The sequence below is a fragment of the Microvirga sp. VF16 genome, from assembly GCF_016864375.1.
Taxonomy (GTDB): domain Bacteria; phylum Pseudomonadota; class Alphaproteobacteria; order Rhizobiales; family Beijerinckiaceae; genus Microvirga.
Window position 1 is genome coordinate 391084 of record NZ_CP069359.1, and the last position, 25620, is coordinate 416703.

General features: G+C 60.7%; 30 protein-coding genes and 3 pseudogenes. 15 read left to right on the forward strand and 18 right to left on the reverse strand.

Annotation, left to right across the window (positions count from 1 at the left end; translation table 11 throughout):
- Positions 1-7: 7 nt before the first annotated feature.
- Positions 8-2914, reverse strand: coding sequence for a calcium-binding protein (locus tag JO965_RS47265; RefSeq protein ID WP_203448184.1), 2907 nt, complete (start codon positions 2912-2914; stop codon positions 8-10).
- A 213-nt stretch (positions 2915-3127) separates the two neighbouring features.
- Here JO965_RS47265 and JO965_RS47270 point away from each other — a divergent pair, with 213 nt between their 5' ends.
- Positions 3128-3283: a hypothetical protein gene (locus tag JO965_RS47270; protein WP_203448186.1), complete on the forward strand. Its 156-nt coding sequence runs from the start codon at positions 3128-3130 to the stop codon at positions 3281-3283.
- Between the two features lie 68 nt (positions 3284-3351).
- Here JO965_RS47270 and JO965_RS47275 read toward each other — a convergent pair whose 3' ends face one another.
- On the reverse strand, positions 3352-3648 hold the full coding sequence (locus JO965_RS47275; RefSeq protein WP_203448187.1) for a hypothetical protein: 297 nt from the start codon (positions 3646-3648) through the stop codon (positions 3352-3354).
- A 344-nt stretch (positions 3649-3992) separates the two neighbouring features.
- Between JO965_RS47275 and JO965_RS47280 the strand changes: the two genes are divergently transcribed.
- A complete protein-coding gene (locus JO965_RS47280) occupies positions 3993-4721 on the forward strand; it encodes a hypothetical protein (protein WP_203448189.1) in 729 nt (242 codons plus the stop codon).
- A 93-nt stretch (positions 4722-4814) separates the two neighbouring features.
- Here the strand turns inward: JO965_RS47280 and JO965_RS47285 are convergent, their stop codons facing one another.
- The 5 genes from JO965_RS47285 to JO965_RS47305 form a co-directional block, all read right to left on the reverse strand.
- Positions 4815-5138 carry a hypothetical protein gene (locus tag JO965_RS47285; protein ID WP_203448191.1) on the reverse strand — a complete coding sequence of 108 codons (324 nt, stop codon included), beginning with the start codon at positions 5136-5138 and terminating at the stop codon, positions 4815-4817.
- A gap of 30 nt (positions 5139-5168) precedes the next feature.
- On the reverse strand, positions 5169-5648 hold the full coding sequence (locus tag JO965_RS47290) for a hypothetical protein (RefSeq protein ID WP_203448193.1): 480 nt from the start codon (positions 5646-5648) through the stop codon (positions 5169-5171).
- Positions 5649-5696: 48 nt separating this feature from the next.
- Positions 5697-6617: a response regulator transcription factor gene (locus JO965_RS47295; RefSeq protein ID WP_203448194.1), complete on the reverse strand. Its 921-nt coding sequence runs from the start codon at positions 6615-6617 to the stop codon at positions 5697-5699.
- Between the two features lie 454 nt (positions 6618-7071).
- Positions 7072-7575, reverse strand: a complete 504-nt coding sequence (locus tag JO965_RS47300) for a response regulator transcription factor (RefSeq protein ID WP_203448196.1) — start codon at positions 7573-7575, stop codon at positions 7072-7074.
- Between the two features lie 392 nt (positions 7576-7967).
- Positions 7968-9410, reverse strand: a complete 1443-nt coding sequence (locus tag JO965_RS47305) for a calcium-binding protein (RefSeq protein WP_203448197.1) — start codon at positions 9408-9410, stop codon at positions 7968-7970.
- A 583-nt stretch (positions 9411-9993) separates the two neighbouring features.
- On the opposite strand from JO965_RS47305, the gene JO965_RS47310 reads away from it, so the two are divergent.
- Both JO965_RS47310 and JO965_RS47315 read left to right on the forward strand, forming a co-directional pair.
- Complete coding sequence (locus tag JO965_RS47310; RefSeq protein ID WP_371827052.1) at positions 9994-10896, forward strand: IS5 family transposase; 903 nt, start codon at positions 9994-9996, stop codon at positions 10894-10896.
- 234 nt (positions 10897-11130) lie between these two features.
- Positions 11131-11415, forward strand: coding sequence for a hypothetical protein (locus JO965_RS47315; protein ID WP_203448198.1), 285 nt, complete (start codon positions 11131-11133; stop codon positions 11413-11415).
- A gap of 650 nt (positions 11416-12065) precedes the next feature.
- Here JO965_RS47315 and JO965_RS47320 read toward each other — a convergent pair.
- Positions 12066-12290: a hypothetical protein gene (locus JO965_RS47320; protein WP_203448199.1), complete on the reverse strand. Its 225-nt coding sequence runs from the start codon at positions 12288-12290 to the stop codon at positions 12066-12068.
- A 53-nt stretch (positions 12291-12343) separates the two neighbouring features.
- Between JO965_RS47320 and JO965_RS50010 the strand changes: the two are divergent.
- Both JO965_RS50010 and JO965_RS47330 read left to right on the forward strand, forming a co-directional pair.
- A pseudogene (locus JO965_RS50010) lies at positions 12344-12415 on the forward strand (PTPA-CTERM sorting domain-containing protein); the annotation flags it as partial.
- Between the two features lie 239 nt (positions 12416-12654).
- Positions 12655-13035: a rhodanese-like domain-containing protein gene (locus JO965_RS47330; protein WP_203448480.1), complete on the forward strand. Its 381-nt coding sequence runs from the start codon at positions 12655-12657 to the stop codon at positions 13033-13035.
- A 222-nt stretch (positions 13036-13257) separates the two neighbouring features.
- On the opposite strand, the gene JO965_RS47335 is transcribed toward JO965_RS47330, so the two are convergent.
- Positions 13258-14016: a hypothetical protein gene (locus tag JO965_RS47335; RefSeq protein WP_203448200.1), complete on the reverse strand. Its 759-nt coding sequence runs from the start codon at positions 14014-14016 to the stop codon at positions 13258-13260.
- Positions 14017-14332: 316 nt separating this feature from the next.
- Complete coding sequence (locus JO965_RS47340) at positions 14333-14470, reverse strand: hypothetical protein (RefSeq protein WP_203448201.1); 138 nt, start codon at positions 14468-14470, stop codon at positions 14333-14335.
- A 144-nt stretch (positions 14471-14614) separates the two neighbouring features.
- Between JO965_RS47340 and JO965_RS47345 the strand changes: the two genes are divergently transcribed.
- The 3 genes from JO965_RS47345 (at position 14615) to JO965_RS47355 (ending at position 16935) form a co-directional block, all read left to right on the forward strand.
- Positions 14615-15043, forward strand: a complete 429-nt coding sequence (locus tag JO965_RS47345) for an SgcJ/EcaC family oxidoreductase (protein ID WP_203448207.1) — start codon at positions 14615-14617, stop codon at positions 15041-15043.
- Positions 15044-15132: 89 nt separating this feature from the next.
- Positions 15133-16110, forward strand: a complete 978-nt coding sequence (locus JO965_RS47350; protein WP_203448208.1) for an MBL fold metallo-hydrolase — start codon at positions 15133-15135, stop codon at positions 16108-16110.
- Between the two features lie 507 nt (positions 16111-16617).
- Positions 16618-16935, forward strand: a complete 318-nt coding sequence (locus tag JO965_RS47355) for a hypothetical protein (RefSeq protein ID WP_203448209.1) — start codon at positions 16618-16620, stop codon at positions 16933-16935.
- 67 nt (positions 16936-17002) lie between these two features.
- On the opposite strand, the gene JO965_RS47360 is transcribed toward JO965_RS47355, so the two are convergent.
- The gene (locus JO965_RS47360) at positions 17003-17545 is read right to left on the reverse strand and encodes an arsenate reductase ArsC (protein WP_203448210.1); all 543 of its coding nucleotides are present in this window, start codon (positions 17543-17545) and stop codon (positions 17003-17005) included.
- A 39-nt stretch (positions 17546-17584) separates the two neighbouring features.
- Positions 17585-18043, reverse strand: a complete 459-nt coding sequence (locus tag JO965_RS47365; protein WP_203448211.1) for a ketosteroid isomerase — start codon at positions 18041-18043, stop codon at positions 17585-17587.
- Positions 18044-18198: 155 nt separating this feature from the next.
- Here JO965_RS47365 and JO965_RS47370 point away from each other — a divergent pair, with 155 nt between their 5' ends.
- The 3 genes from JO965_RS47370 (at position 18199) to JO965_RS47380 (ending at position 20209) form a co-directional block, all read left to right on the forward strand.
- Positions 18199-18906 (forward strand): sigma-70 family RNA polymerase sigma factor, encoded by a 708-nt coding sequence (locus JO965_RS47370; RefSeq protein ID WP_203448215.1) that lies wholly within the window; start codon positions 18199-18201, stop codon positions 18904-18906.
- Between the two features lie 35 nt (positions 18907-18941).
- Positions 18942-19253: an SWIB/MDM2 domain-containing protein gene (locus tag JO965_RS47375; RefSeq protein WP_203448217.1), complete on the forward strand. Its 312-nt coding sequence runs from the start codon at positions 18942-18944 to the stop codon at positions 19251-19253.
- 818 nt (positions 19254-20071) lie between these two features.
- Positions 20072-20209, forward strand: coding sequence for a hypothetical protein (locus JO965_RS47380; RefSeq protein ID WP_203448218.1), 138 nt, complete (start codon positions 20072-20074; stop codon positions 20207-20209).
- Positions 20210-20545: 336 nt separating this feature from the next.
- Here JO965_RS47380 and JO965_RS47385 read toward each other — a convergent pair.
- The 4 genes and pseudogenes from JO965_RS47385 to JO965_RS47400 all read right to left on the reverse strand — a co-directional run.
- Positions 20546-20746, reverse strand: a pseudogene (locus tag JO965_RS47385) (MucR family transcriptional regulator); the annotation flags it as partial.
- Positions 20747-20801: 55 nt separating this feature from the next.
- The gene (locus JO965_RS47390) at positions 20802-21029 is read right to left on the reverse strand and encodes a hypothetical protein (protein WP_203448220.1); all 228 of its coding nucleotides are present in this window, start codon (positions 21027-21029) and stop codon (positions 20802-20804) included.
- Positions 21030-21163: 134 nt separating this feature from the next.
- Positions 21164-21406, reverse strand: a complete 243-nt coding sequence (gene hfq, locus JO965_RS47395) for an RNA chaperone Hfq (RefSeq protein WP_203448221.1) — start codon at positions 21404-21406, stop codon at positions 21164-21166.
- Positions 21407-21502: 96 nt separating this feature from the next.
- Positions 21503-21760: a hypothetical protein gene (locus JO965_RS47400; protein ID WP_203448222.1), complete on the reverse strand. Its 258-nt coding sequence runs from the start codon at positions 21758-21760 to the stop codon at positions 21503-21505.
- Between the two features lie 114 nt (positions 21761-21874).
- Here JO965_RS47400 and JO965_RS47405 point away from each other — a divergent pair, with 114 nt between their 5' ends.
- The 3 genes and pseudogenes from JO965_RS47405 (at position 21875) to JO965_RS47415 (ending at position 23472) form a co-directional block, all read left to right on the forward strand.
- Entirely contained in the window at positions 21875-22156 is a 282-nt protein-coding gene (locus JO965_RS47405; RefSeq protein ID WP_203448224.1) for a hypothetical protein, read from the forward strand.
- A 253-nt stretch (positions 22157-22409) separates the two neighbouring features.
- Positions 22410-22592: pseudogene (locus JO965_RS50015) on the forward strand (hypothetical protein); the annotation flags it as partial.
- Between the two features lie 475 nt (positions 22593-23067).
- The gene (locus JO965_RS47415; protein ID WP_203448226.1) at positions 23068-23472 is read left to right on the forward strand and encodes a PRC-barrel domain-containing protein; all 405 of its coding nucleotides are present in this window, start codon (positions 23068-23070) and stop codon (positions 23470-23472) included.
- 407 nt (positions 23473-23879) lie between these two features.
- Here JO965_RS47415 and JO965_RS48885 read toward each other — a convergent pair whose 3' ends face one another.
- Positions 23880-25034: a sensor histidine kinase gene (locus JO965_RS48885; RefSeq protein ID WP_246777356.1), complete on the reverse strand. Its 1155-nt coding sequence runs from the start codon at positions 25032-25034 to the stop codon at positions 23880-23882.
- A gap of 84 nt (positions 25035-25118) precedes the next feature.
- Complete coding sequence (locus tag JO965_RS47425; RefSeq protein WP_203448228.1) at positions 25119-25496, reverse strand: response regulator; 378 nt, start codon at positions 25494-25496, stop codon at positions 25119-25121.
- Positions 25497-25620: the final 124 nt, after the last annotated feature.

Consider the following 25620-nt stretch of genomic DNA (forward strand, 5'->3'; position numbering starts at 1 on the left):
TGTGACCTCAGGCGATGAAGTCGAAGTTGGGGTCGATGAAGATGTCGTTCTGGGTGATGTACGCCGCAGCCTGCTGAGCCGTCGCGAGATTGGTGCCCAGATTGACGAAGAGAGTGAAGTCGGCTCCGTTCAATCGGAGCGCATAGGCGCTGTTGAACGTGGTGAGCACGGCGCTGTAGCTGGCATCCACCACGATGTCCTCGCCGATCTGGTAATCGAGGATGTAGTTTGCGCCCGCTTGGATCACGAACGTGTCGATTCCCGCGGTTCCGTTGTTCGCGACCCCTTCGCCGTAAAGCGACCTGACCGAGGTTCCTGGCGTTGCCCCGTTCGCGACCAGGATGTCCGCCGCGCCACCGCCCCGCAGGACGTCGGTACCGCCTCCGCTGATGAGTGTGTTGGCCACGACGTTGCCCTGCAAGGTGTCATTGAAATTCGATCCGATGATGTTCTCGATCGAACTCGAGATGAAGTCGCCCGCGGCATGTCCGCCTTGTCCCAGCGAACCCGAGGTCGGCGTGAAGGTGTTCGAGAGTCCGACGCCGACGGCGGCCGTGGATGTCGAGTAGTCGACCGTGTCGATGCCGTTGCCGCCGAACATGGTGTCGACACCCGCGCCGCCCCTGAGGACGTCGTTGCCATCTCCCCCGTCGAGCTGGTTGTTGCCGTCGTTACCGATGAGGAGGTCGCCGTACGCCGATCCGACCAGGTTCTCGATCGTGCTGAGCAGGTCACCCGCGGCATCACCGCCGACCTGAGGTCCGGTGATGCTCAGGTCGACCGTGACCGCTGCCCCGGACTGGGCATAGCTCGCCGTGTCCGTGCCGTCGCCGCCGATGAGGACGTCAGCGCCTGCCCCGCCGTGAAAGAGGTCGTTGCCGCCTCGCCCCTCCAATCGGTTCCCGATTTCGGTCCCGAACAGGACATCCCCGAAATCCGTGCCGATCACGTTCTCGACGCCGCTGATGATGTCGACGACCGTGCTGCCGTTGAGCCTCGCCAGCGTCTCCGCCGTCGTCGTCGCCCGCACGGAGACACCCTCCGCAAACCCGGAGTAGTCGACCGCATCGATGCCATCCCCGCCGATGACGGTATCGCCACCCTGGCTGCCGATCAGGAGATCGTTGCCGACACCGCCGTCGAGACGGTTCCCGTCGGCACTTCCGCCCAACGTGTCGCCGAAGCCCGAACCGATCAGGCTCTCGATCCCGGTCAGTTGATCCCCTGCGGCCTCGCCGCCGGAGCCGATGGTCGTCCCCGCCGCGTCCAGGATGATGCTGATGCCCGCCGAAGAGGTGGAGTACTCCGCGGTATCGCGTCCGCCATTGCCGGTGAGGACGTCGGCCCCGACACCGCCGACGAGGACGTCGTCAAGCCCGCCTCCGAGCAGGGTATCGGCGAAGGCCGACCCCACCACGCGCTCGATGAGCTGCAACTGGTCCCCTGCCGCATCCCCTCCAACGCCGGTCCCGGCGGCGGTCGGATCCTCGGCCGTGGCATTCAACTGGATCATCACGCCCGCGCCCGATCCCGAGTAGTCCGCGGTGTCGAAGCCTCCCTGGCCGACCAGGCGGTCCGCACCGCCCCCTCCGGTGAGGACGTTGTTGGCGGAATCCCCGAAAATGATGTCGTCGGCTCCGCTTCCGATCACGTTCTCGATGCCGGTCAGCACGTCGCCGGCAGCCGCGCCGCTGACCGCGCCGTTGCCGAGGTCGATCCCGACCGCACCGCCGCCCGTGTAGTCGACCGTATCGATGCCGGCGCCGCCGGTGATGGTGTCAGCACCGGAGCCTCCGTTGATGGTGTCGTCGCCCTCACCGCCATCGATTGAGTCGTTGCCGGCCCCGGCCATGATGGTGTCGTTCCCGGTGCCGCCGAGCACGGTGTCGTCGCCGTCGCCGCTGTTGAGGTCGTCGTTGCCCTCGTCCCCCTGGAGCTGATCATTGCCGCCTGCCCCGTTGAGGGTGTCAGCGCCGTCGCTGCCGACCAACGTGTCGTTGCCGATGCCGCCATAGAGCTGATCGCTGCCGATGCCGCCGTCGAGGAGGTCGTCCTCGTTCGCGCCGTTGAGCATGTCGTCCCCGGCTCCACCGTAGAGGCTGTCGTTGCCGAAGCTGCCGAGCAGCGTGTCGTTGCCGCCCCCGCCATGGAGCGTGTCGTCACCGTTGCCGCCGTCGACGATGTCGTTGCCGCCGACAGGCGAATCATCGCCCGCCACATCGCCGTACAGCTCGTCGTTCCCTTCCATGCCGCGCACGACGTCGTCGCCCAGGCCGCCGACGAGGCGATTGGCCAGCCCGTTGCCGGTGAGGGTATCCTTGTGGGCGGAACCCGTGACGTTCTCGATACCCGAGAGAACATCCCCGGTCGCGTCGCCGCCGCTGCCCCGCGCGGTCATGTTCGGGTTGCTCGGGAGCGTGATGAAGACCGCGGCCGACGAGGCGGAGTAGTCGACCGTGTCGATGCCGTCACCGCCGACGAGGGAGTCCGCTCCGGCGCCTCCGATGAGGGTGTCGTTGCCGGCCCCGCCGCTCAGCGTGTCGTTGCCGACCCCGCCATCGAGAATGTCGTCCGTTGCCGCCGCCGTGAGGCGATCGTTCCCGGTCCCGCCGTCCAGGTAATCGGCTCCCGTGGTGCCCGCCGCGACCGTGATGGTGTCGTTGCCCCCGTTGCCCCGCACCCTGAACGACCCATCCGCCGTGACCTGATGGGTATTGGCCGTATCGCTCAGGACGACGTCCTGGTAGGTCGGCACGGCCAACGTCTGCACCGCCGCGACCGAGGACAGGCGCTGTGCCGGGGCGGCCGCCGAGGCCAAGGATTCATCCGTGACCGGGGCCGGGTTCGGGACTACCGCCGCATCGCTGGCCTTGTCGCCGGACGACTTGCTCACCACTTTGACTTTCTTTGCCATAGCTCGCTTCCCTCATCGCCTTTGCGGCATGCAAGAAAAAATTCTGGGGCATCTTAGGGGCCGGCCTCGGCGCCTATCTACGGCGCTATGAGGTTAGCCATCATCAGGCGTATGCGCCCCGGTTGCGCGCTACGCCCATCCGCCGAAAGGCGTACGCAGACCCGCCCGTCCATCCGCACCTGCCAAGGACCAGCGAGTCCTTGCACGTTCAAGGTGCGCGGTCCTGTCGGCGCTACGCCGATGTCCGGGATCGCGACCTTCTGGTGGGACGCCGAGTGGCGCGTTCCGTTGCCCCTGCCTTTCGGTCGGGCAGGAATCCGGCACGCCCGCTCCGGCACCGCCGGTCCGTCGGTCGAGACCTGCAAGTAAAAAAGGCCCCGGGAGCGGAATCCCGAGGCCCCACGATCGGGCGATCCGGTGATCGGCCCGAAGCGGTGTCAGGCCACGGCCACGACGCCGGACATCGTCAGGCTGACGTAGTCGTCCGTCGCGATGGCGGTCACGGTCGAGTCCACCAGGCCGTCGTCGCCGATCGCCTGGGCGTCGAGGTTGAAGGTCACCTGGTTGCCGTCGATGTCGACGCACACGTCGATGTACGAATCCACGTCGACGTAGCTGTCGTACGAGGTCTCGGTGTCGAAGTCGACGTCGACGAAGACCTCGAAATCCTTGGAGACGTCGATCTCAAGTTCGAATTCTTCGCCGTCGTTATGGCCAGGGAAAGTCCAGCTCATGGTATTCTCCAGTTGTTGTGTTGGATCCGTCCAACGCCTGCTTTGTAGATCCGCAGAGCTTCCGATCGCAAAGGCGCACAAGGACTAAGCGCCAATGTGCTTAGGGTTGGCTGCCGGCGGCCGCACGGCCCTAAGCCCCCGATCCGGATACGCCTTCCGAACCTGTCCATCTGTCGCGCCGACTGGATGAGCCGTGGTTTCCCGTACTCACCGCCGATTGGCGTAGTCCCGGGGCAAGCAAACCCAGCACCACCTTCATTGCAGCCATGCACCGCTTCTGCGCCCGCGCTCTCGTCGGCACGGCTGTTACATTCGCGCCATCACGAACCTGAAGGTTGACGGACATGACCATCAATCGAGGCTTTAACCTGAGTGCCAGCGTAAGTGAGACCGGAACGGATGACGGATCGGGAGAGGCCAGCACGCTCGTCGATACCTACGCTGTCTCCGCGACCGTATCGACGGGTCCGATCGAATCCAATTCGGACGGATTCGGCGCGGTGGTCAGCGCCGACGCGACCGCGATCGGCGAGGACACGTTCTCCTCCGTGTCGGCGTCTGGACATATCAGCGCCGGCGCGGTCGCGACATCGGCCGAAGTGTCGTTGACGACGGAAGCCGTTGCGACATCGGGGGGACAGTCCTACGCGTCAGCGACGGGTTCGGTTGAACTGATCGGCGGAGCGGACTGGTCGTTCAGCCTGAGCTATGACTCATCGACCATCGACCAGGAGGTTGATGGCACGACCGCCATCTCCTCCTCCATCGACTACCTCTACGCGCTGAATATCGACGAATCAGGAATAAGCGTTCCTTCCCCTTCCGACGAGGTCGTGGATGAGGGAATCCCGGCAACAGCGGGGGCAACTCCACCGGTTCAGGATCCCGCCGACTACGACCCCTGTGGTTGCGGGAGCGACTCGGGCATCCCGTTCGATGGCAATGTCGCCGTGTACGATGCCGATTTCGAAGCATTCGCGGACAACGCCGTCATCGAGGTCGACATGTTCGCGCTCGCCGTCGAGGACCAGATGTCGAGCGTAACGCTGGGTTCAATCATCATGATCGGCTGATGGGACTCCACATGGGGATCACGCGCCACGGACCGCAATGCGCGTCCCTTCCATCGATATGTTTTTGGAAAACGGTCATCCCTGCTTGTCATGTCAGTCGCCGCGTTCGTCGACAATGAACAATCGGCAGGGATTGGATTGGTGGGGGACTAGCGATGACGGAAGCAGGCAGGGGAAGGGAATACCGGCTGCCCGAAACACGATGTATTCGAAACCGATCATGGACCCATGCGGGTCGATGAAATGGACCGTGCAGATCTCCTGAAGGTCATCGCTTGCCTGAGGAAGCAGAACGCCCAGCTCAAGATTCTTGCCGAGTATAGATTCGAGCTTCTCATAGAACATTGGGAGACAGGTGCAACAGGGCGCCGATGCGGCAACGGATAACGCGATCAGGTCCGACCTGTCGGGCATCATGAACGCTCCCGAAAGGGATCAGGCACTGGGTCAGTTGACCTGCTCTGCGCCTTCGCTGTTTCCCTCGCCGGCAACCTTCATCTCCGCACCATTCGCTGCCATCATGTCCACGATCTGCGCACGACGGTCCAATGCGTCGAGAAAGGTCCGCGTCTCGTTCCGCAGACGCTCGATCTCCTGATTCTGGGCATCCAGATTTCGCCTCCTGTTTGCCGCCTCGAAGCCGTTCATCGCCACGAGCAGCGCCCCTGAATAGGCAAGCAGTGGAAGTCCGTACCCGCTGGCCTCCCCCTGCGCCAGCAGCACAAAGGTCAGCAGCGTGAGAATGCCCGCCCCGATTGTCCCCACGCCCGAGCGTGAGAGGCCGGCCAAGACAACCGGGGCGGCCAGGATGCCGAGAAGGACGGGGATCGGTAGCGAAGACAGGGTTCGCGGCAAGACTTGTGCAAGGCTCGTGGTCCATTCGAGGAAGTGCAAGCCGGCCTCCTTCGTCACATCAATCCATTTCAACTGAACGTTTCCCGCCAGTAGGCGAGCGGCCCCAGCAGTCTCCAAGCGTCAATGCTTGGACGGCACCCTGGGACGTCCGAGCAACGGAGACCCGTTCTTCAGATGAAACCCATAGGTCGGCGACAGGGTCGCTAGTGGCGCTGCATCGCCAATCTGTTGAGTAGAGGGCGACGTCGCCCCTTTATCGACAGTCTGGACTGCTGGAGAGATATCCGTGTCGGCACTCTCCAGTTCCGCTTGTGATTCCGTCTGTGCCGCATCGGCCAACCGGGTTGCCTCGATCGCGGCCTGGACCCGGTTCTTGACGCCGAGTCTCCGCATGATCTGGCGAATATGCACTTTGACCGTCGCCTCCTGCATGTTCAGCTCGCGTGCGATCTGCTTGTTCGACTTCCCGTGGCGGAGGCAGTCCAGAACCTCCCGCTGCCTCGACGTCAGCCCTCCCGGCACCGTGATCGGACTGCCCGAACGTGAGCTCGTTCGTGCGCCCGCTCCGGTAGATTTGGCGGAGGCCTGCGACAGGTCGGCCAGCGCGTGAGGCGGGAAGAATGTGCCCCCGCACAGGATGAAGCCCAGCGTCCTGAGCGCGACGCCTGGGTCGGTCCCCATGGACATGTATCCTTGAGCTCCCGAATGGAACGCCGCCACGATCTGCCCCGGGTCCTTGTGGTCCGATAGGATGACCAAGCTGGCCTGGGGCGCCAACGCCCGGATCTGCTCGATCCCGGCAGCAACTAACGGTTCATCGACCATAGTTCCGCCGAGGCTCATGATCACCATCCGGAAGCTGTCGCCTCCCTCGGATTCTGCTAACGCCACAGGCGAGGCAAAGGTCGCAAGCACAATGGAGTTGGCCTTTATCCAATCCTCCAGGAGGCAGGCAAGGCCCGCTCGGCGCATCTCCATGTCATCGATCAGGGCAACGTTGCGATCCCCATGTTCCGTAAGGCCAAGAACGTGATTCGGCATTCCCTTCCCCATTTCATTGGACTCTTCTTGAATCGACCGGAAGCGAGTTGGGATAGCCCTTCGGATGCCGTGGGCCTTATTTTAGAATCGTTTTACTTTTGAGAGGTGATCGCGGTTGTATAGCGCCAACAGCGTAGCCACAAGAATCCTTTGGGGGTATGTTCCTTCTTTGGGACTACGCGTTGGAGATGCGAGAACATCTTCCGAGTATTTCCGTCGCTGACTAACCTGTTGAAGCGACCGTGACCTGTCATGAAGCTTGCTTGAACTTGATTCGGCACGGCCCCGCATTGGGTTGTAGGCAACTTTGCCTGGCCAATTGTATGACATTTCCCATTTCCGGTTTCATCCTGCGCCCGAAAGCGACAGCGATTCCGGCAGTCCAGGAACACCGTGGCACAAATCATCGCCATCCAAGGGACATCCCTGGATCATGGTGCCTAATCGGCGATCTTCACGTCAGTGTGGTTGGCCGACGCGCCGTAGGATGCAATCTGTTCCATGCATCCCTCCCCTTCTCCTGCCCGAAGGAAAGGAGGACTGATGGCGGGAAGAACGTGCCGCCGTGTGCAACGAATGTGAGGGCATGGAACGCAAGATCAGGACTCGTGCTCGTCGGTATGAAACCGCTCGCTCCAGCTTCGAAGGCAGCAATCATCGCCTCCGGTTCGTTCCGGTCCGAAAGGATGACATAGGGTACCCGCAGACCCTGCTTACAAAGTCCCTCGATCCATAGAAAGTGATCGGGATCGGAGACGGGTCGCGAGCCGAGATTGATGATGAACATCCGATACTGCGCAGCCTGCGACAAGTCTTCGCCGCTCAAGGGGTGAAGGGACCATCCGAGCGGCCCTGCCCACGGCTCAAGAAAGGCCATCAGGCCGGCTCTCCTGAGGCTCAGCGAATCGACGACCGCAACTGCCGAACCGTTGGTTTCGTTGGGTTCGGGAGCTTCCATTTCCTTCCTCCTTTCACGCCACGGACTCGTCGCCGGGTTGTTTCGAATGGACGTCAGCACCCTAGTTTGGTTTCCGGCCTCTCTCCAAGGCAGTCTCATGTCAGGTCGTCGGGGAAGAAGACGTATGGGAATCCTGCCGACACCATACGCCGGGAGGCGTACGGAGGGACCGCCATGTGCACCAGTACGCCCGAAGTATTGCGTCCACGCGGCGGGCATAAGCCCAGTCCCTGCCTGTCATGGCCAGCATGGTCCTTGGGGCGTGCAGGTACATAGTTATCAGGACGCGATCATGAGAAATCGATCAGCCGGAACGCGGTCAGGCGCGATGATTACTATCCGGCGGCATCCTAACCTTGTATGGGCATCAGGAATCCTCGGCGGCCAGGCGTTCAACCCAAGAGTCCCAGATAGTCGCCGATCGCGAAGTACTCGCCGGACGCATCAGCCAGTGGGTCGTCGGCCCCATCCATGAAGATGTCCTGACGAATCACTTCCTGCTGTGCCGTGGTCAACGCCGCCTTCGAGGATGGAGAGGCGTACCAGGGATTGCACTTGAAGAAGTTGTCCAGGGTCAGGACGGATGCCGTCTTTCCGCTGCCAAGGGTGATGACGAGGTCAAGCGAGTCGCCCTTGGACCTCGCAATCGATGCAGAGCTATCGGAACCGTCCTGCACCACGAGTCGATCACCCTGCCCCGTCGCGAAGCCCCAGACCGTATCGCGCCCGAAGGAACCGTCGAGGAAGAACAGGTCCAGCCCGCGCCCCGTCGTGATCGCGTCGTCCCCGTCGCTTTCCGAGCCTCCAAGGCCCATCCGGATGAGGTTCCGGCCGTCCCCTGTCGAGATCACGTCTTTGCCCATGCCGCCGATGATCACGTCATCCCCGCCGCCCGCGACGATCGTGTCGTTCCCTTCCCCGCCATTGACGATGTTGTTGCCGGATCCGACGGCGATCACGTCCTTGCCGTCTCCGCCGAAGACCCAATCATCGCCGTTCCCGGCTGTGACGGCATCGTTGCCGGTCCCGGCGAGGACCGTGTTGTTCCCCCCTCCCGTGAAGACCAGGTCGTTGCCGGCCCCCGCGATGATCCAGTCGTCTCCCTTTCCGGTCGTGACGAGGTCATTCCCCGCTCCAGCGTCGATGAATGTGTCGACGTCGGAAGCAAGAATGATGTCGCTGCCAGACCCGCGAAGGATGGGTCTCGTCCCGGCAAATGCGCTGCCGACCCCTATCGTTGCGGTGTTCGTGCTGGACGAGAATCCATCGATCGCCATGGACATGCTGTCGGCGTGCACGAAGGAATCGTCACCGTACGCCTTCGCGTCAATTTTGAAGCGCGCCACGTTGCCGTCGACGGCCGGAATCTGCTGACCTGTGCCCACATTCGCTTCAGCGTAGCGGTCGACGGACCCGCCCTGGACATCCCAGCCCACGACGTTCAGGGCGACAAAGTCCGTTTGCGACCGTTCCACAGACCACGACCCACTGGGGCCATCTCCGCCTTCAGTCAACTTCTGGGTCGAGGTGTATGAATAGTCCGCCCCGGCGAACCCGACGTAGCCGTTGGTTGAGGCGTAGGCTGGCTGCCCGGCTGATGACACCGATGCGGCGGCAAGCCACGCGGTACCGAAGGAAACCTGGACGATTCCCCTGTCGTACGCATGTCCGAATAGGGTCGCTTCAGCCGATGTGTTCTCGCCTATCGCGGTGGCCTCGCCGTTCAGGCTGACGGCCAAGTCGCTGTCGTTCCTTACGGGTTGCTCGACCGATGGTATCTGGGGCGAGGAAGATTTCTTCACCTTTTGAGCCGTCTCAGTAGCCTTTCCGAACATTGCCCATCCCTCGTGCTTTCAGGATGGAGTTCCTAGCACGAAGGGATGATGTCTGAAGGAGCGCAATCGGGGATACGCCGACGAGGGAATCACCCCGTTCCGTCCTGCAACCTACGCCTTCTCGTGGATACGCCGAAAGGCGGTGGTAGGCTGCCCAACATGAGCGGCACTGACCTGAGGCCCATTCGGGTCAGCCTCGCCCATCCGCGCTGCGGCGCATCGAGCCATCTGGGGAGCATGCAAGGTCTGTTCAATAAACCTCGGCGGCATTATAAACCAAAGACAGCTTTTCCTTGGGAACTATGGCTTTGTGCGAGGCTCTGACCTCGTGGTCGGCGGTGGCGAGCATCACTACCATGTCGGACATGGCTAGGGCGTTCCAAGATAAGGACCTCCAAGATAAGGACCATTGATGGCATCTGCTTGCGGCGATGGTCTGGCATAAGGCGGATTTGCCTCACCTTCGGCTATTGCCGCTCCATCACACCGCCGGTGCTTCGGTTCAGGCGGTTGGGCACGAAATGCGTCAAACCAAGATCCGAGAAAGCGATCCCATCTCCAGAATTGCTGTGTTTGGTTTATAATGCCGGAGTACGATGCGGCACTGCGTCGGCGCGGTGACTTGACCGTGTGGGTGACACCCGGGGCGATGGCCGCATGGACACCGCCCCGCAGCGGCCGTCGGGGCCGACCGCAGCAATACTCCGCGATTGCGATCGAGACGGGCTTGATGCTGCGGCTGGCGTTTGGCCGGCCGTGGCGCCAGACCGAAGGCATGCTGGCCTCGATCCTGCGTCTGCTCGGCTTGGATCTGCCGGTGCCGGATCACACCACCTTCTCGCGCCGCAGCGTCGACCTGAGTGTCGCCAAGGCGTTGAGCACAGCACGCGGGCCGGTGAACGTGGTGATCGACTCCACTGGTCTGAAGGTATTTGGGGCCGGCGAATGGCAGCGCGAGAAGCATGGCGGCAAAGGGCACCGGACCTGGCGCAAGCTCCACCTCGCCGTTGATCCCGATACCGGTGAGATCCTCGCTTCAGAGCTGACCACCACGGAAGATGGGGACGCCTCGCTGGTCGGTCCCTTGCTGGATCAGATCTCAAGCCCAATCGCTTCAGTCACGGCTGATGGCGCATATGATGGCGAGCCCGTCTACCGTACCATCGCCGAGCGGGATCCTGCTGCGGCTGTGATTATCCCACCGCGGTCAACGGCAGTGCCGAGCAACACGGCCGAGACGGCGCCCACCCAGCGAGACCGGCACCTCCAGATGATCCAGGCGCGCGGGCGTCTCGGCTGGCAGAAGGCGGTCAACTACGGTTGTCGGTCATTGGGCGAGGTGGCGATGATGCGCTACAAAACCCTGATTGGTCGCCGTCTCCACGCTCGGGCTCTGCCTATGCAAAAGGCCGAAGCCGCGGCCGGCTGCAAGGTCATCAACGTCATGACCCGCCTTGGCATGCCGGTATCCCAGCGCATCACCTGAGCCCGATGTCGGGGGCAGCGCGGCCCACATCTGAATTCTGCACCAAAGTCCCAGAGCCTCATCGGCATGGGCGGCCTCCAGGACCCGGTAGCCCTCCTCCTGGAGCAGATCGACCATGAACATTCGCACCAGCGGCTCATCCTCCACCAAGAGGATCGTCTTGCTATCGAGGGGAGAAGATGACATCACGCGCCCTCCAACCGATCTTGGCCTCCGTCGTGCCCGAAGCTCGGCTTGACGCTGTACCCAGGCGCGGCGTCTTGCGTCGGCCTCGGTAACAGCCTGTTGTATCCAAGCCGCTGCCGCCGCGAGGCTGCCGAACACGCCATGTCCACGCCCTCGCCCCAGACATGGCCCGAAGCCCGCCTCCAGAAACCACTGATTGCGAAGCTCAGGGTCGCCGATCTCATTGGAGACTTGGACCAGGACCGCGACGAGCTTGTTGTCGCGCAGCACGAGCAGGCCCTCCTCATCGGCACTGCCGGTGTCAACGCGAACACGTTGGGAACACGTTGGTAGGTCATGCCCATGAGCGGCAAGCCTACCCACGGCGGCTCAAAAGCTCATTCACCTACGTTAGAACAAGCGGACCTGAAACGCGCGGGAGACGTGAGCGGTGTACAGGAGACCGCCTGATCCGATGCCGATAAGCCTTGCCCCTCGTGTTTGCGACATGTGATTTCCGGTGAGCAAGTGAACTCGTCGCTCAAACGCTGTTCTTAGTGATCCGGGACCGTCTTACCGGCTGATGGTTGGAGCCGCTCGATTGACACCCATCCAACGCATGTCCGGAGAATGGGAGCCAAGTAAGCGCGATCCCCCTGGATTTCCACGATGCGGCAGGGATACGCCCGTTGGTCTCCTGGAGGACGATAGATGAGGGTCGCACCGGGCCGAACATCACTGATCGAACCGGGTTGGGTGCTTTCCGGTGATCCGTCCATCCGAGGGCCGGGAGACTGCCAGGGGTCACCACTGGTCCTGAGATGATCCAAGGCTGCAATGACCGCACGCGCTTGTTCACGATATTGGTCCGTCACAAGCCGCATGATGGGTCCTGCACGCATCCTGGATACCAGGACGCGTCACCGCTCTTGGCAAGCTCCTCGGCAACGACTTCGATTTCTTTTTCGGTCATGGGCTTTGCTTGCTCGGACAGAGTGAGCCCATCAGCACATGCGCCGGATGCGCTCTTGTAGGATGGCGAGTTGTTGAAGGTAAGGTTCGCGCCGCTGGCGATGGTGCTGCTTGAGCTTCTCCAGCAAGCGTATCTTGAGGTTCATATCTCTCGTGCTGGTGCTGAGCTTGTCGCGCTCGCGCTCATAGGCGAAGTTGATGTCAGCCAAGGTCGCCAGCAACGATTGCAGCAAAGGCGGCAGATCGGGAGCATACATACGGGGGGTGACGCGTCGCTCGGAAGCGGCTGTGAGAGTCTGCTGTCGATCATGCGCTTCTCCCTGGAATTATTGGTTTATTCTTGGCCGCCACGATACGCAGAGTGGCCAAGCTCGTCTGTTGAGAATCCGACACAACAGAAATGTTTTGCATGAAGCCAATATCTACAGGCTTATTCTGGACTTCCTGCTGACTTGCAGGCTTCCTTCCTGTCAAGGTTGGTTGGGAGAGCGCGCCCCGCCACCTTCCTTGCGACTGTCTGTGCCATTCCGAGCATGATCCCGCTGCATACCTTGACAGGAATTCCTTCGGAGCGGAACCTTTGCTCACGGCTTCCTGGCAGCACACAAGTCGGAGGAAATGATGGTCAAGAATGTCAAGGACCTGCTGGCGGACGCGAACTCTACTGTCCCCAAGCTGTCTCCCGCCGAAGCGGCGGAGAAGATGCGGTCTGGGGATGTGCTGATTGTGGATGTGCGTGATCCTACGGAAGTTCAGCAGACGGGCCGGATCAAAGGTGCGGTGAACGTCTCGCGCGGGATGCTGGAGTTTCGAGCCGACCCGGAAAGCCAATACCACAACACAGCGTTCCAGAAGGACAAGACTATCCTCCTGCACTGTGCCTCCGGTGGCCGTTCTGCCCTGGCAGGCAAGACCCTTCAGGAAATGGGCTACACAGCCGTGTTCAACATCGGCGGGTTCAAGGACTTGGCAGAAGCGGGCATCGACACGGAGCCCGCGTGAAGTTGGGGATCAAGTATGTAGTTCCAAATCAAGGCTACTGATCGGCTTACTTGACGATGTAAGTCGATCCTGGATTTGCTTGATCATCCCGGCATACATGTCACCGACGCCGTGACAAAGGAAACCCGGTGCGAGGCGGCACCCGGTTCGCAGGAACTGATTCAAACGGCTATGGCCGATCCGGATAAGTCCGAGATGTGCTAGCCTGACAATCGCGGATTGTCAGTGGTGGTGCTCCTCAGACGGTTGATCAACGAGCCGCTTGATCTCGAACACCACTGCCGTGACAAAGGCCGAGAGCAGAAGAAAGCCCAGAACGGTCGTAAAGGTCCCCTCCTGGATTCCGGGGTTCGTCCCGATCAGCGGGATCAACAGCACAGCCGGGATGCCAAGGGTGGTGGCGGCAAGGATGTAGATGGGATTTGCTCGCCCATTCGTCTGCTGGCCCATCTGAGTCCTGTGTGCTGCTCTCCCTTGCATTGAGCTTTTACCATCCTCACGGCTGTCCGACTTGAGGTCACGGACCACGGGGTGATGCTGAGTTGGCTCTTGCCTCTGATTAGCTCGTATCGCCACCGCTTCGCTGGGCTGGGGCTGACCACTTGCAACGTCCTGATTGGGCTCTGCTAAAGCGAGACCATCCGCCAATGGGATCGTCTGCACCGGTTGCTCGACCTCGCCTCCAATCCTGCTGTGTGGGCTTTGCTGATCCGGCCCGTTCTGATTGCCTTCAGCGACCAGACTGCCGTCTCTGGCAAGCGCGTCGCCCTGTTCGAGCGGAAGGCTGGAGACGGTGTTCCCTTCCGGTCCTTCTCGGACCTCGTTGGGTATCTCAGCGCTCAGGGAGTCCAGAACCGTGTTCGCCTTCTTCGACGCGGCGCGCGACTTGCGGGTGGTGGAATTTGGCCGTTGCGCGCCAGCCCCGCCATCCTGCTGTCTGAGGTCGTTACGTTGGCTCGGGCGTCTCGGGGCTTTGCTCATGACAAGATCAAGAGCAGATACCCTGGCTTTTTGATGACACTGATGCTGTAGCTTCACGCCGAAAGAGCGTCTGGCGTGACGCTCGGTGCTCGACCTCAAAGTTCCGCCGATAATGCGTTCGCTAATGGTGACCCTTGCTAGAGAACAGTGCAGTGCCATATGGGAACCCCGACCCTGCACCCTTGTTGGCCTGACACGCCCATCAGCAAGAGGTCGATGGGCCTCGCCGCTGCACTGTGGAGATGCAGCGGCGGGCCAGGGATCACATCGAGCGGCGCGATAAAGCTCTGAAGAACCTGAAAGGGTTTGTGCTCGGCTAACCGTGCCGGTTAGCGTAGCGCCGCTTTTTGGCAAGGTTCTTCTGTCCTTCGAGCGTCTTGGCTGGGGCAATCACCTCCCTGTAGCGGCGGGTGTGCTTCTTGAATGACGGTCGCATACGCGCTTTCCCGGCCATCGGATTCCTCCTGTTTCAGCAACTGAAGCATGAAGCTATATCAAGCCGATGGGAAACACCTCATCCCAAGTGGGTACATCAGGCTTCGGTGGCGGCGCTTGCCAGCAGTGGTATGATGCCCCTGACTGCACCGGGAGACAGATCATGCGCGTGTACGCCCTCCTTGCTGCTGCCTGTCTGTGCCTGCCGGTTTCCGCCAAGGCGCAGGATAAGGCAACGATTCAAAACCTGAACGATCAGTTCACCAGCGCCTTCAACACTGGGGATATTGCGGCAGTCGCTGCCCACTACACGGACGATGCCGCCGTTTTGCCGCCTGGAGCCGAGATGGTGATGGGCAGGAACGCGATCCTGACATTCTGGAAATCCGCCGCCGAGCAGATTGGCGACATCAAGCTGACAGCAGTGGACGTGAAGCCGCTCGGAAGCAACGCAGCCCGCGAGATCGGGACCTTCTCTCTTCGGACAAAAGGGTCGCAATCACAGGAAATCACCGGCAAGTATGTGGTGGTCTGGGAGAAGGTCGGCGCTGACTGGAAGCTTGCGACCGACATCTGGAACACCAACAAGTAGCTTTAGGCCAACCACGCGTCATCGCTCTCTTCGTTTCGGATGGCGCAGGTCTGGGCGCAATGGCGTCCCCAAAAGGGCGGGAGAGCGTCATGGAGAATGCCAATCCAGTTGATCGGGTTGAGGTTCACGTCCTCGTAGATAATGTGACCGACAGCCTGTCCACCGTTCCAGGCTATGTCGAGAATGAATGGAGCTATCTGTGGCGGAAGGGGATGAAACGGCTGTCTGGTCGGTGCATTTGCTGTGCCGCCCATGGTCTGTCATGCCTGATCACCGCCTATCGTGGCGAGACAACGCACACCATCCTCTTCGACACGGGGCCAGAGGAGGATGTCTTCGCGCGCAACGTCTCTCGGCTTGGGGTCGATCTCGGCACTGTCGAGGGAATTGTTCTCTCCCACGGCCACTGGGATCATGCGGGCGGGATGCTGCGGGCGCTCGACCTCATCCGGGAGCGCAATGGTGGGCAGCCGGTCCCGTTCTATGCTCATCCCGGCATGTACGCGACCCGTGCCATGAAGCAGCCGGATGGCAGTATGCGGCTGATGGAGGATATCCCCAGCGTTGAGGCCCTGACGAGCCATGGAGCGAAGGTAATCAACGCAACGGAGCCGCAAAGCCTCGCAGAGGAAATGTTCTATGTGAGCGGCGAAATTCCCCGCGTGACGGCCTTCGAGCATGGCTTTCCGGGACAGCATCGGCAAACGGAAGATGGCGGCTGGGAGCCTGATCCCTTGCTCATGGACGAGCGCTGGGTCGCCGCCAACGTGAAGGACAAGGGCCTTGTCGTGTTCACAGCCTGCTCGCATGCGGGAGTGGTCAATGTTCTCAAGCATGCCAAAGACTGCTTTCCCGGTGTGCCGCTCCATGCCGTCGTGGGCGGCTTCCACCTCTCGGGTGGGAACGAGAAGATCATCCCTGAGACAGTCGAGGGCATGAGGGAGTTTGGCCTGACGACAATTGCCGCCGCCCATTGCACTGGGTGGCGGGCGATCATGGCTCTGACACAAGCGTTCGGCGAGCCGGTGGTCGCTCCCTCGGCTGTCGGAAAGAGATACACTTTCTGATCCAGCATGCAGCTTCCCGGCACACTCGGATGGTGGTGCGACAGTGTTTGGGACCTCCGACGCGGCCTACCGGCTGGCCATGACGGTAGGTGCTGCCTGATCTGCAAGAGCAACCCAAGCTTTACCGTTTTCAAGCTGACAACGGACATATCCTTGCCGCTGGGGACGGCGTATACTTCCGTGAGATGAGGAGGGCCTGATGTTCAGAAGACTCAAGTCTTACGTTTCTTTTGAGAACGAAGCGCTCGTTGTTGCTGGTCTCGCGTTCTTGTTTTGTGGGGCGGTGATCCTGGGCTTCATGTAAGGCTCTCCTAAACCTTGATCGCGCTGATCCTGATGACTGCTGTTGTTGTGATTGACGTGCTTGCGATCAGGTCTGGGTAGAAGCCCCTACCGTGCAACCGGAAATTCCAGATGCGATGATGTCGCTGATCTGGTAGAGCGCGTCCGAACAATGAACAATCAGTCGCCCGCGCTGTCGTAGTGCAAGCTCCCCGGAGGTGGCCCATGGCTTATGTCATGCTCCAGTATGACCGCCCGTCCGACACACAGAACTGGAACAACTACAACCGGCATGTCTGGGACTGGATTGGTCAGCTTCTGAAAATGCCGGGAGCGGTATCCTTCGTCGCGTACCGCACCGCCAATCAGGAAAGCCCCGACACCTTCACCATGCTGGAGTTCCACACCTTGGAGGAAGCTCGGCAAGCAGCAGCTTCGGAACCGCTGAAGCGCATTCTCGATGAGTTGCGGTCGGTTGGAGCGGTAGCCAGGGTGTTGCTGGTGGAGCGCTCGCCATTCACGCCCGAGCCTATCCTGGCTTGAAACCAGAAAGCTCACCCAGCCACTCCAACTTTGCTCGTTAGACCAGAGCCCCTACCTCAGCCCTTGCTTACGTGTGATGCGGGGCCGCCCCACTCGCCGGGACAATGCTTGCTCCCTGCACGTGGCCAATGGCCTGAAGCCGGGTCCCAATCGTGAACCGATCAAGGGTCGCCAGTGGTAATTGGACAAATGTGCCGATCCGGTCCTTCAGGAACTGGAAGGCGCGAACAAAGGCTTGCTCCTTATCAGCATCAGAGCCTTCGACAGCGGCTGGATCGTCGATACCCCAGTGGGCGATTGAGGGATGTCCTGGCCACACTGGACATGCCTCACCAGCCGCGCTGTCGCAGACGGTGAGCACAAAATCCATGACAGGGGCTCCCGGAGCCGCGAACTCGTCCCAGCTTTTCGAGCGATACCCGTCTGTGGGATAGCCGTGGTCGCCCAGCACCTTCAGGGCCAGCGGATTGACTGTACTCTTGGGCTGACTGCCTGCCGAATACGCCCGGAAGCGCCCCTTACCGTCCTTGCGCAGGATGCCTTCCGCCAGGATCGACTGGGCTGAGTTGCCGGTGCAGAGGAACGGCACGTTGTAAGTTCGGCCAATCATAGCAACACCCTTGCAGCAAGCTTCAGAGCCGAGTGGTGCTCAAAACGCAGGCGGTTTATCGTTCTTGGTGCCGAAGGAGCGAGCGGGGGTGCCCGGAAACAGCGACACGTGCGTGTGCTGGGCCACCCACTCCTCGCCCACAGCCTGCCGCCCAAGCACCACGGTCGCTCGTCCGGGTCGATCAAACGCCTTGCCTGCCTCAGTGTAGCCGGTGGACTCGAACACCGCCATGCCGACTGCCGTGAGGCGGTCGGCTGACACGAGGGTGCGTAGGTCATCAAGACGCCACCGGAACTGGTCGATATGGCTCCAGACGTGACGCCACTGCTCGTGCTCGGTTGCCTCCCGCCCAACAGTGAAGGCAGCGAAGGTGCCAAAGGTGATGATGTCGTCGGCGACGAGCGGGCGGGAGCCCACGAAATCAACCGTCTGAACGCAGACTTGGAGCTTCTGAAACCAGCGGCGGATCAGGGCAACATCGTCATCTTGTTCAGCCATGACAGCCTCCATGGGTCGAGGCTTGTATGATCAATGGTGCGCTTGCCCCGGTAACGGGTCAAGCCGCCAGCAGACTCCAGGGTCGCGACCGAATGGGCTGGCTGATGGGCAACCGTAGGTGTATGGTAAAGCTGTAGCCAAGGTGGAGCACGGCCATGACCCAAGCCGCTCGCCAGGACAGCCATTCCGCTCCCAAAGAGACAGATCACTGTCGGTCTGCACGGCGCAAGCTGGCGCGGCTCCGTCGCATCCATCCGCTCCCGCACGCGCAGTACCTAGCGCTTGTTGAGGAGGTTCGCGCGGGCCGTCGCTCGAAGTATGTGCGCGATCAACTTCCCGCCTGTTTGCCCCACCTGCGGGCGTTCGCGCTGCATCTGACCCACGATCCGATCCGGAGTGATGATCTTGTGCAGAGTACGGTCCTACGGGCTTGGGCGAACCTGGATCATTTCCAACACGGCACCAACCTGGAGGCATGGCTGTTCACGATCCTGCGCAACAGCTTCTACTCAGAGCATCGTAAGCACAGACGGGAGATTGAAGACCCGGACGGCGGCTATGCCAGACGCCTGATGGTTTATCCTGAGCAGGAGCATCACTTGATGCTGCAAGACCTTCAACAGGCGCTGGCGCAGCTATCGCCAGAACAGCATCAAGCCCTTCTCCTGGTGGCTGAGCAAGGCAAGACCTACGAAGATGCAGCGGCTCTCTGCGGTGTCGCGGTCGGCACGCTCAAAAGCCGGGTCAACCGAGCCCGTACCCAGTTGGCAGCGCTGTTGCAGATGGAGAACCGGCACGATCTTGGCCCGGATCGTCTGATGCAGGCCGCACTCCAACACTCCCAGGCCGCAGTTTCCATGTGAAATCGTCCCTGGTGCTGTTCAAGGTGGAGGATCACATGCCGAATTCAAAACCTGAGAAACCGGACGAACGGGTGAAAGCAAGCAAGAGTGCGGCTAAGGAGACAGCCTCTGCTTTCCTGACGCCGTTAGAGCCATCGCAGGAACTCGCTGCCATTGTCGGCGCGGCTCCCTTGCCGCGCCCGGAGGTGGTGAGCAAGGTCTGGGACTACATCAAGAAACACAAGCTTCAGAACCCGCAGAACAAGCGTGAGATCATGGCGGACGAGAAGCTTCAGGCGGTGTTCGGAGGTAAGAACAAAGCCAGCATGTTCGAGATGAACAAGCACCTCGCCCAGCACCTCAAGTGAAATGCGGTAAAGGGCAAGCTATGCAAGCTTCTGGGGATAGCGATCTGAGTGGTGGGTTATCGCTGAGCCACTCGCCTCAGTTCAGCGGCGTGAACTCGCTCGCGGAGCGCAGCGTTGCGCAGGTAACGGGCCGCAGACCGCAGGCGGGTGGCCTCATCCGTTTGATGCTGATCTTCCAGTAGCTTGACCTTAAGTTCAAGCCTCGCAACAGCCCGCTCGCGACATTCGGCCCAATGCTCAAGCGCCTGCGCTTGCTGAAGAGGTTTTGGCGGATGGCAGAGTTCGATCATCTGCACACCACACATCGTGCCTTTCGAAGAGACCCAATCTCGCAGCATATTACGTCTGAACAGAGGCCGCTGAGACTGTTGTCTCGTGAACGGGAGTGTAGCAGGAGGCGCGAACTTTAGCGAAGCTGTTTACATGGGGTAAGAAAAGTGAGAACGTGCCGCCACATGGATGGTGGCCGGAAGGATGAGCACCTTACGCTCTGAGCCCGTCATCGACGGCTCCAACAATCATCAGCGGCCATTACAGGTTGAGTCCGAGCGCGAGTACCAGTGAGGTTTTCGAGGCAAGGTGTCCCATGGCGCACAAGTTCCAGGTTGGTCAGACGGTTCTCCCGGCCCATCCCAGGCGAGCCAATCCCGATACATACGTGATTGTTCAGGCGCTGCCTGAAACATCGCACGGGTCTCAATACCGGATCAGGGCGCTATCGAGCGCAGCCGAGTGCATCGTTCACGAAATGCAAATCAAGAAGGTGCAAGCAGAGCCAGATCACCCTCTGAAGGTCTCACGTCACTAGGGGGTATGCCATGCCCGTAGACCTGCCTCCGAAGCTGGATGGTATCGGGATCGCTCCTGCAAGCAGCGTCATCGACCGCATCCTGAATTGGACAGCCGTCATGGTCTGTATCGGCTTGGGTTGGTGGGCTGCCATTCTCCTGCGCTAGGAGTGAGACTGATCGCCGAAGCGACTTTGTGGCGAAACTACAAGATTGTCTGTTCGCTGTGGCAAGAGGCCGAGACAGCCGTCTCAAAGGCAACTTTGGTCCACCACAAGAACCCGCTCGGGCAGAGTAATTTGTTAGCTCTCCACCAACTCACTCGGAGCATGTTCAAATCTGGCCTCATGCCTCTCGGGCATGCAAAGCGGGATATGCCGAGCGCTCGATGATCGCAGCGCAAGCATCGGACAAGCGCCGAAAGAAAGCCCGATGCGGGCCAGCACCGGGTTTATCGGAATCCATCTGAGCGGCGACGGCCAACCCACCTATTGGCCGAATGGATTAGGCAGCTTTCTTCGTGCGGCGACCCTTGGTGGAAGCGGTGGCTTCAGGTGCTTCGACCGGAGCCGCACCCTTCTTGCGCTGCTGACCCAACCCCATGGTCTTAGCAAGCTCGGAACGCGCCTTGGCGTAGTTCGGCGCAACCATCGGGTAATCCGCTGGTAGGTTCCAGTTGGCGCGGTACTGCTCGGAGGTCAAATCGGCCTCGCCCAGAGATTCTCACGATCACCAACTCAATCCCGCTCTCACAGAAGGGTCACGCGTGGGCAGAGTTCTCCTCGACAAGAGTTCCGATCAACCGGAGCAGTTCCTGCTGTTCCAGACCTGCGCCGCGTCCCAGGAAAGCCGCGATCTCCTCATGTTCCACTTGCCCTCCCGACGCCACATTGGCTTCATGACGGATAAACACAGCGCCTGAAGGGTCTGCAATCAAGTACCAGCGGTCGCCGCTTGAGCTTTCGTAGAGCTTACGCACCTTTTTCATGCGAGTTCCTGTCAGATGGATATATCGCGTTTATTGTACCTATTGGACAGCAGGCAGAAAGTGTCCTCTGTGTGGTCGGAAGTTTCCTTGTGGGACTTGAGTCGCGTCTCCAAGAGGGTCTGAGGAGGGCTGGCCTACCCGGATGACGTTGGGTCCGTTAGTTCGACGGACTCCACCGGATGGATGGACGAGATGGCATGTTTGTAAACGATCTGCGTACCATGGTCTCTTACAAGCTGGACCGTGAAGTTGTCGAACGCTCTGATCTGGCCTTGTAGCCTGATCCCATTCACGAGAAACATCGTCACCTCAAGCTTGGTGTCGCGCAGATGCTTCAGGAAGGTGTCCTGGAGGGATGAGGTGCTAGGTGCGGCCATTGCCTGTTCCTGTTGGAAGATCACTGCACCAGAGCGGACCCTCGCTGTCAAAGGCATCGGGACCGACCGGCCCATAATGGCCCCTCTTGCGGAGGATTAAGGCATCTGCTGGATAACATTCTGTCCATCAAAATATGCCTGAATAATCCCACTATCCTCCTCACGTGAATAGACATCCGGTGAGCTTGATGCGCCACGGGCAACGATCTTCCCATCCTCCAGGTACACGCGACCCGCACTCACTACTGTGGCTGGTACAGATTGCGCCATGTGCGAGTGCTGCATGAATTCGGGGAAGAGCAGCGGGAGCAACTCGCCGCCATCGAGTTTGAGCATGACATACTTCATGGCCATGAAGTTCTCCCCTTCTAGGCGCGGCAACAGCCTGTGTAGTAAGATAGGAGGCCATCTGCAAATAACTGAGGCCAGTACCCAAATGGCCCGGTTTTTCACCGAAAGGATATTCCTTTGTTCGAGAAGAAGCAGAGCTACACCCCCACAGAAGCCCAGCGCGCCTATGAGCAATTGGATCAGCTTGTCGCTAAGAAGAGTATCAATCCCCGGCAGGCCAGCGCGTACCGACGACACATCGCCAGTCGCATTCAAGTCACGCTGAAGCCGTCCTACACCACACAGACGGCACGGCGGGCCAAAGCCGAGATCGTGAAGCTGACCGACGCTGGCACGATCACCCTGAAATCAGCAGCGGCGTATCGGGCGCATATCACCAAGCGCACTCAGGGAGCCTGAACTCTGCGATCTGGAAGCCTGAGAGTGCGATGCTCCTGGAGAGCCTTATCAACGCGGATGTCTCATATCGGTAGCCACCCCAATCATCCGGCTCCTCCACTCGTACCAACTTATTATCGCCCAAAGCCGTAACTGATCCCTGCCCTTTAGCCAAGCTCTTCACATAAGACATCCCGGAACGGCACTCGCCGCCTTGGCGTTACCATCGGTACAGGTTGCCGCAAACCTGCTTTGAGTGTCCTGGAGGGCTCGTATGGTGAACACATCCGGTATCAGCGGCCAACCCATTTCTGACAGGGCGGAGCCTCAGTCTGCGGGGTGTCCTCCTGATAACAAGCTGCCCGAGAACTCGCAGGAGAACCTCGATGCGAGGCTCGACCATGCCATTGAGGAGACCTTCCCGACGAGCGATCCGGTCTCCGTGACCATCACCAAGGGCGCAGGACCTCATGGTCAAGCGGCTTCTCCCGCATCAGGCTTGGACCAGAAAATCAGTCCAGGGCAAGATGCCACCGAGCACGTTCTTGATCAGGTCCGGGAGGCGCTCAACGATGTCGCCGGGACTGCATCCGAGGTTGCCGGGACTGTCTACAGCCGGGGCGAGCGCTACGTGCGGCAGGTAGGCGAGCAGCATCCCGAGGCTCAGCATTATGCTCGCGAGGCTCAAAGGCTCGTCACCCGTCACACGACCGGGAACCCACTGCTCTCGCTCCTTGTCGCTGGAGCCATCGGCTATGCCCTGGCCTGGGTGATCCATGGCGAGAAGCGGAACCGGGACAGGCGCGTGCCGGATTATGCCCGAACCAGACGCGACTATGCTTCGCAGGGTGACACCCACCATCGGTGGTGATGTGCGCACCAGCGCACAGGAAGCAGCAAGGTCACTCGAACACTTTTCAAAGGAGGATGTGATGGCCCAGACTGATACGACAACTCGCACCGATGCATCGGGAGAGATGACTGGCAAGCCCTTGGTCGAGAGTGATCGGGTTGAGGGAACTGCCGTGTATGATCCGCAAGGCAACCACCTCGGCTCGATCAAGCGCCTGATGATCGAAAAGGTGAGCGGCAAGGTCGCCTACGCGGTGATGTCGTTCGGCGGCTTCCTCGGCATGGGCGAGGACGAGCACACCATCCCGTGGGGCAAGCTGACCTACGACACTGGCCTGGGCGGCTACCGCACGGACATCACCGAAGAGCAGCTACGCGGCGCTCCGACCTTCTACCGGGATCGCGATGATTACGACTGGTCCGACCGGGAGCGCGAACGGGAACTGCACGACTACTGGCGAGCCCCGTACTACTGGCCGATCTGAGCGTTAGATGAGGTCAACTCGCACGGTGCAGCGGTAACCCAGAGGAGCGCGAATGCTCCTCTGGCCCATGTGAATGAGAGAAGTGAGGAATGCCGGATGGTTCCGAAGCCTCACCCAGGTTCAGCAATTCTCAGAGATGACACCCACAACGTTGTTGGAGGCCGAGTTCAACATGGCAAAGAACCCGTGGCTCAGTCTCTGGTTGAGTGCAGCAAATACCTGGGCTGGGGCGGCTCGTGGCTTCTGGACAGCCGAGATGCACCGTCAGCAGAAGGCGATGTTGAATGAGATGACGCGACCGAAGTCTCGGTCCTCGACCAAGACTCGCTCATCCAAGAAAGCGGCATCGGGTGTGCGGAGGAAAGCCAAAGGCTGATCATGGCCACACGCTCTCATCCGACATAGCCTCAATAATCCGGCACCAGCCGTCGCTCGACCAGCGGCGCATCCATCCGGAACCGCAATCCCGCGCTGTCGTAGTGAACCTCCACCTCGGCATTGCACTGCATCGGCAGAACCCGCTCCAGGAGCATCGAGCCAAAGCCCTGGTGCTGCGGCTTGCTCACCGGAGGACCGCCGAACTCCCGCCAGTCGAGATGAAGCCTCCTCGCACCCTCGGCCTCACTCATGCGCCACCGGACCTGGACATATCCAGTCGGAACCGACAGAGCCCCGTACCGGACGGCGTTTGTGGTCAGTTCATGGAGTGCCATGCCGACTGGGACCGCCAGATCAGCCGATAATTCAACGCGTGGGCCAATCAGCATGAAGCGCGGCACTCGGCTTTCCGCAAAGGGTTTGAGTTCGTTGAGGGCGATTTCCCGCAGCGGTGCCGTCTGCCAATAGTCCTCGGTCAGCAGGTTGTGGGTCTTCGCCAAAGACATGATGCGGTTGGAAAACGAGCGGTAGAACTCGTCAAAGCTGCCGGTGGACCGACCCGTGGCTCCGACGAGGCCCTGGACGGTTGCCAGCGTGTTCTTCACGCGGTGGTGAAGCTCGCGCACGAGCAGAGCCTGCCGCTGCTCGATCCTGCGACTGACCTCCAGGGCCTCACCCTGTTCCAGAATGACCCGTCGTCGCTCCAGTTGCGACATGACCTGCCGCGTCAAGGCTTTGAGGGCAAAAGCCTGATCGTCGGTCAGATCGCGCGCCACATAGTCGAGCACGCACAGGGTGCCCAAGGGTACACCGTATGGGGTTTCCAGCACGGCCCCGGCATAGAAGCGCAGGTGCGGCCTGCCCGCCACCAGCGGATCGGCGGCAAACCGCGCGTCTTGGGTCAGGTCGGGGATCACGGTCAGGCCCGCGCCACGAATGGTGCTCACGCAGATCGAGCGGTCCAGCGGCGTTTCGCGAAGACCGAAGCCTACCTCGGCCTTGAACCACTGTCGATCATTCTCAATAAGGCTGATGAGGGCGACCGGGGCCTGACAGACGCGTGTGGCAAGCTGTGCCAGATCGTCGAATTCAGGCTCGGGCGGCGTGTCGAGCACCCGGTAGCTGCGCAGGGCAGCCAGCCGCTCACTCTCGTTCCACGGGCGAGACGTTTGTTCGTTCGTCACGACGGCTACTCACGCCACCACGGTGATGAGAACGGGCGACATGAGCGCGAGTTCGGGCCAATCCGACCCCTTCCCCAGAAGAGTTTAGGGACGCCCGACTGCAAGCTGCTGACAGGCTTCGACCAGCACGGCAGGCGGAGCGGGCTTCTCAATCCAGGGCACATGATGAAAGTCCGCCAGAAGCTGGCAGTTTTCGCTGAGGCCCGAGTAGATTAGGAATGGCACCTCGCGCCGCGCGAGTTCAAGAGCGATCTCGCGGCAGGGACCATCCTTCAGAGCCGCATCCAGAATCGCGGTGTCGGGCGTCTGGGTCCGGAGCCATTCCAGGGCAGCAGCACAGGTGGTGAAGGGGCCAGCCACCTCGTAGCCTGCATCCTGCAACTCGTCCTGGAGATCGAGCGCGATCAGGGCCTCGTCCTCCAAGATGAGGGCAAGTGGCTTGCCATGAGCCTGCTGGGTCATCCGACGAGCCTTCACCCATCTGGCTTGAATCTAGCCTGAACAGGCAAGCTTGACGATCACCTGTGTTAACCGGCCAATCTACCGCACTGCCAACGCCGCCTTGGTCATATCGTCAGGTCTGAGT

What these genes read in the sequence shown, in the direction of transcription:
- JO965_RS47355 (WP_203448209.1), top strand. Translation starts at nt 16,618, where the DNA reads ATGGCTTATGTCATGCTCCAGTATGACCGCCCGTCCGACACACAGAAC.
- JO965_RS47310 (WP_371827052.1), top strand. Translation starts at nt 9,994, where the DNA reads ATGCCGGAGTACGATGCGGCACTGCGTCGGCGCGGTGACTTGACCGTG.
- JO965_RS47330 (WP_203448480.1), top strand. Translation starts at nt 12,655, where the DNA reads ATGGTCAAGAATGTCAAGGACCTGCTGGCGGACGCGAACTCTACTGTC.
- JO965_RS47375 (WP_203448217.1), top strand. Translation starts at nt 18,942, where the DNA reads ATGCCGAATTCAAAACCTGAGAAACCGGACGAACGGGTGAAAGCAAGC.
- JO965_RS47345 (WP_203448207.1), top strand. Translation starts at nt 14,615, where the DNA reads ATGCGCGTGTACGCCCTCCTTGCTGCTGCCTGTCTGTGCCTGCCGGTT.
- JO965_RS47340 (WP_203448201.1), bottom strand. Translation starts at nt 14,470, where the DNA reads ATGGCCGGGAAAGCGCGTATGCGACCGTCATTCAAGAAGCACACCCGC.
- JO965_RS47300 (WP_203448196.1), bottom strand. Translation starts at nt 7,575, where the DNA reads ATGGAAGCTCCCGAACCCAACGAAACCAACGGTTCGGCAGTTGCGGTC.
- JO965_RS47365 (WP_203448211.1), bottom strand. Translation starts at nt 18,043, where the DNA reads ATGGCTGAACAAGATGACGATGTTGCCCTGATCCGCCGCTGGTTTCAG.
- JO965_RS47425 (WP_203448228.1), bottom strand. Translation starts at nt 25,496, where the DNA reads ATGACCCAGCAGGCTCATGGCAAGCCACTTGCCCTCATCTTGGAGGAC.
- JO965_RS47265 (WP_203448184.1), bottom strand. Translation starts at nt 2,914, where the DNA reads ATGGCAAAGAAAGTCAAAGTGGTGAGCAAGTCGTCCGGCGACAAGGCC.
- JO965_RS47415 (WP_203448226.1), top strand. Translation starts at nt 23,068, where the DNA reads ATGGCCCAGACTGATACGACAACTCGCACCGATGCATCGGGAGAGATG.
- JO965_RS47350 (WP_203448208.1), top strand. Translation starts at nt 15,133, where the DNA reads ATGGAGAATGCCAATCCAGTTGATCGGGTTGAGGTTCACGTCCTCGTA.
- JO965_RS47370 (WP_203448215.1), top strand. Translation starts at nt 18,199, where the DNA reads ATGACCCAAGCCGCTCGCCAGGACAGCCATTCCGCTCCCAAAGAGACA.
- JO965_RS47305 (WP_203448197.1), bottom strand. Translation starts at nt 9,410, where the DNA reads ATGTTCGGAAAGGCTACTGAGACGGCTCAAAAGGTGAAGAAATCTTCC.
- JO965_RS47280 (WP_203448189.1), top strand. Translation starts at nt 3,993, where the DNA reads ATGACCATCAATCGAGGCTTTAACCTGAGTGCCAGCGTAAGTGAGACC.
- JO965_RS47380 (WP_203448218.1), top strand. Translation starts at nt 20,072, where the DNA reads ATGCCCGTAGACCTGCCTCCGAAGCTGGATGGTATCGGGATCGCTCCT.
- hfq (WP_203448221.1), bottom strand. Translation starts at nt 21,406, where the DNA reads ATGGCCGCACCTAGCACCTCATCCCTCCAGGACACCTTCCTGAAGCAT.
- JO965_RS47360 (WP_203448210.1), bottom strand. Translation starts at nt 17,545, where the DNA reads ATGATTGGCCGAACTTACAACGTGCCGTTCCTCTGCACCGGCAACTCA.
- JO965_RS47320 (WP_203448199.1), bottom strand. Translation starts at nt 12,290, where the DNA reads ATGTATGCTCCCGATCTGCCGCCTTTGCTGCAATCGTTGCTGGCGACC.
- JO965_RS47390 (WP_203448220.1), bottom strand. Translation starts at nt 21,029, where the DNA reads ATGAAAAAGGTGCGTAAGCTCTACGAAAGCTCAAGCGGCGACCGCTGG.
- JO965_RS47400 (WP_203448222.1), bottom strand. Translation starts at nt 21,760, where the DNA reads ATGGCCATGAAGTATGTCATGCTCAAACTCGATGGCGGCGAGTTGCTC.
- JO965_RS47275 (WP_203448187.1), bottom strand. Translation starts at nt 3,648, where the DNA reads ATGAGCTGGACTTTCCCTGGCCATAACGACGGCGAAGAATTCGAACTT.
- JO965_RS47285 (WP_203448191.1), bottom strand. Translation starts at nt 5,138, where the DNA reads ATGATGCCCGACAGGTCGGACCTGATCGCGTTATCCGTTGCCGCATCG.
- JO965_RS47335 (WP_203448200.1), bottom strand. Translation starts at nt 14,016, where the DNA reads ATGAGCAAAGCCCCGAGACGCCCGAGCCAACGTAACGACCTCAGACAG.
- JO965_RS47295 (WP_203448194.1), bottom strand. Translation starts at nt 6,617, where the DNA reads ATGCCGAATCACGTTCTTGGCCTTACGGAACATGGGGATCGCAACGTT.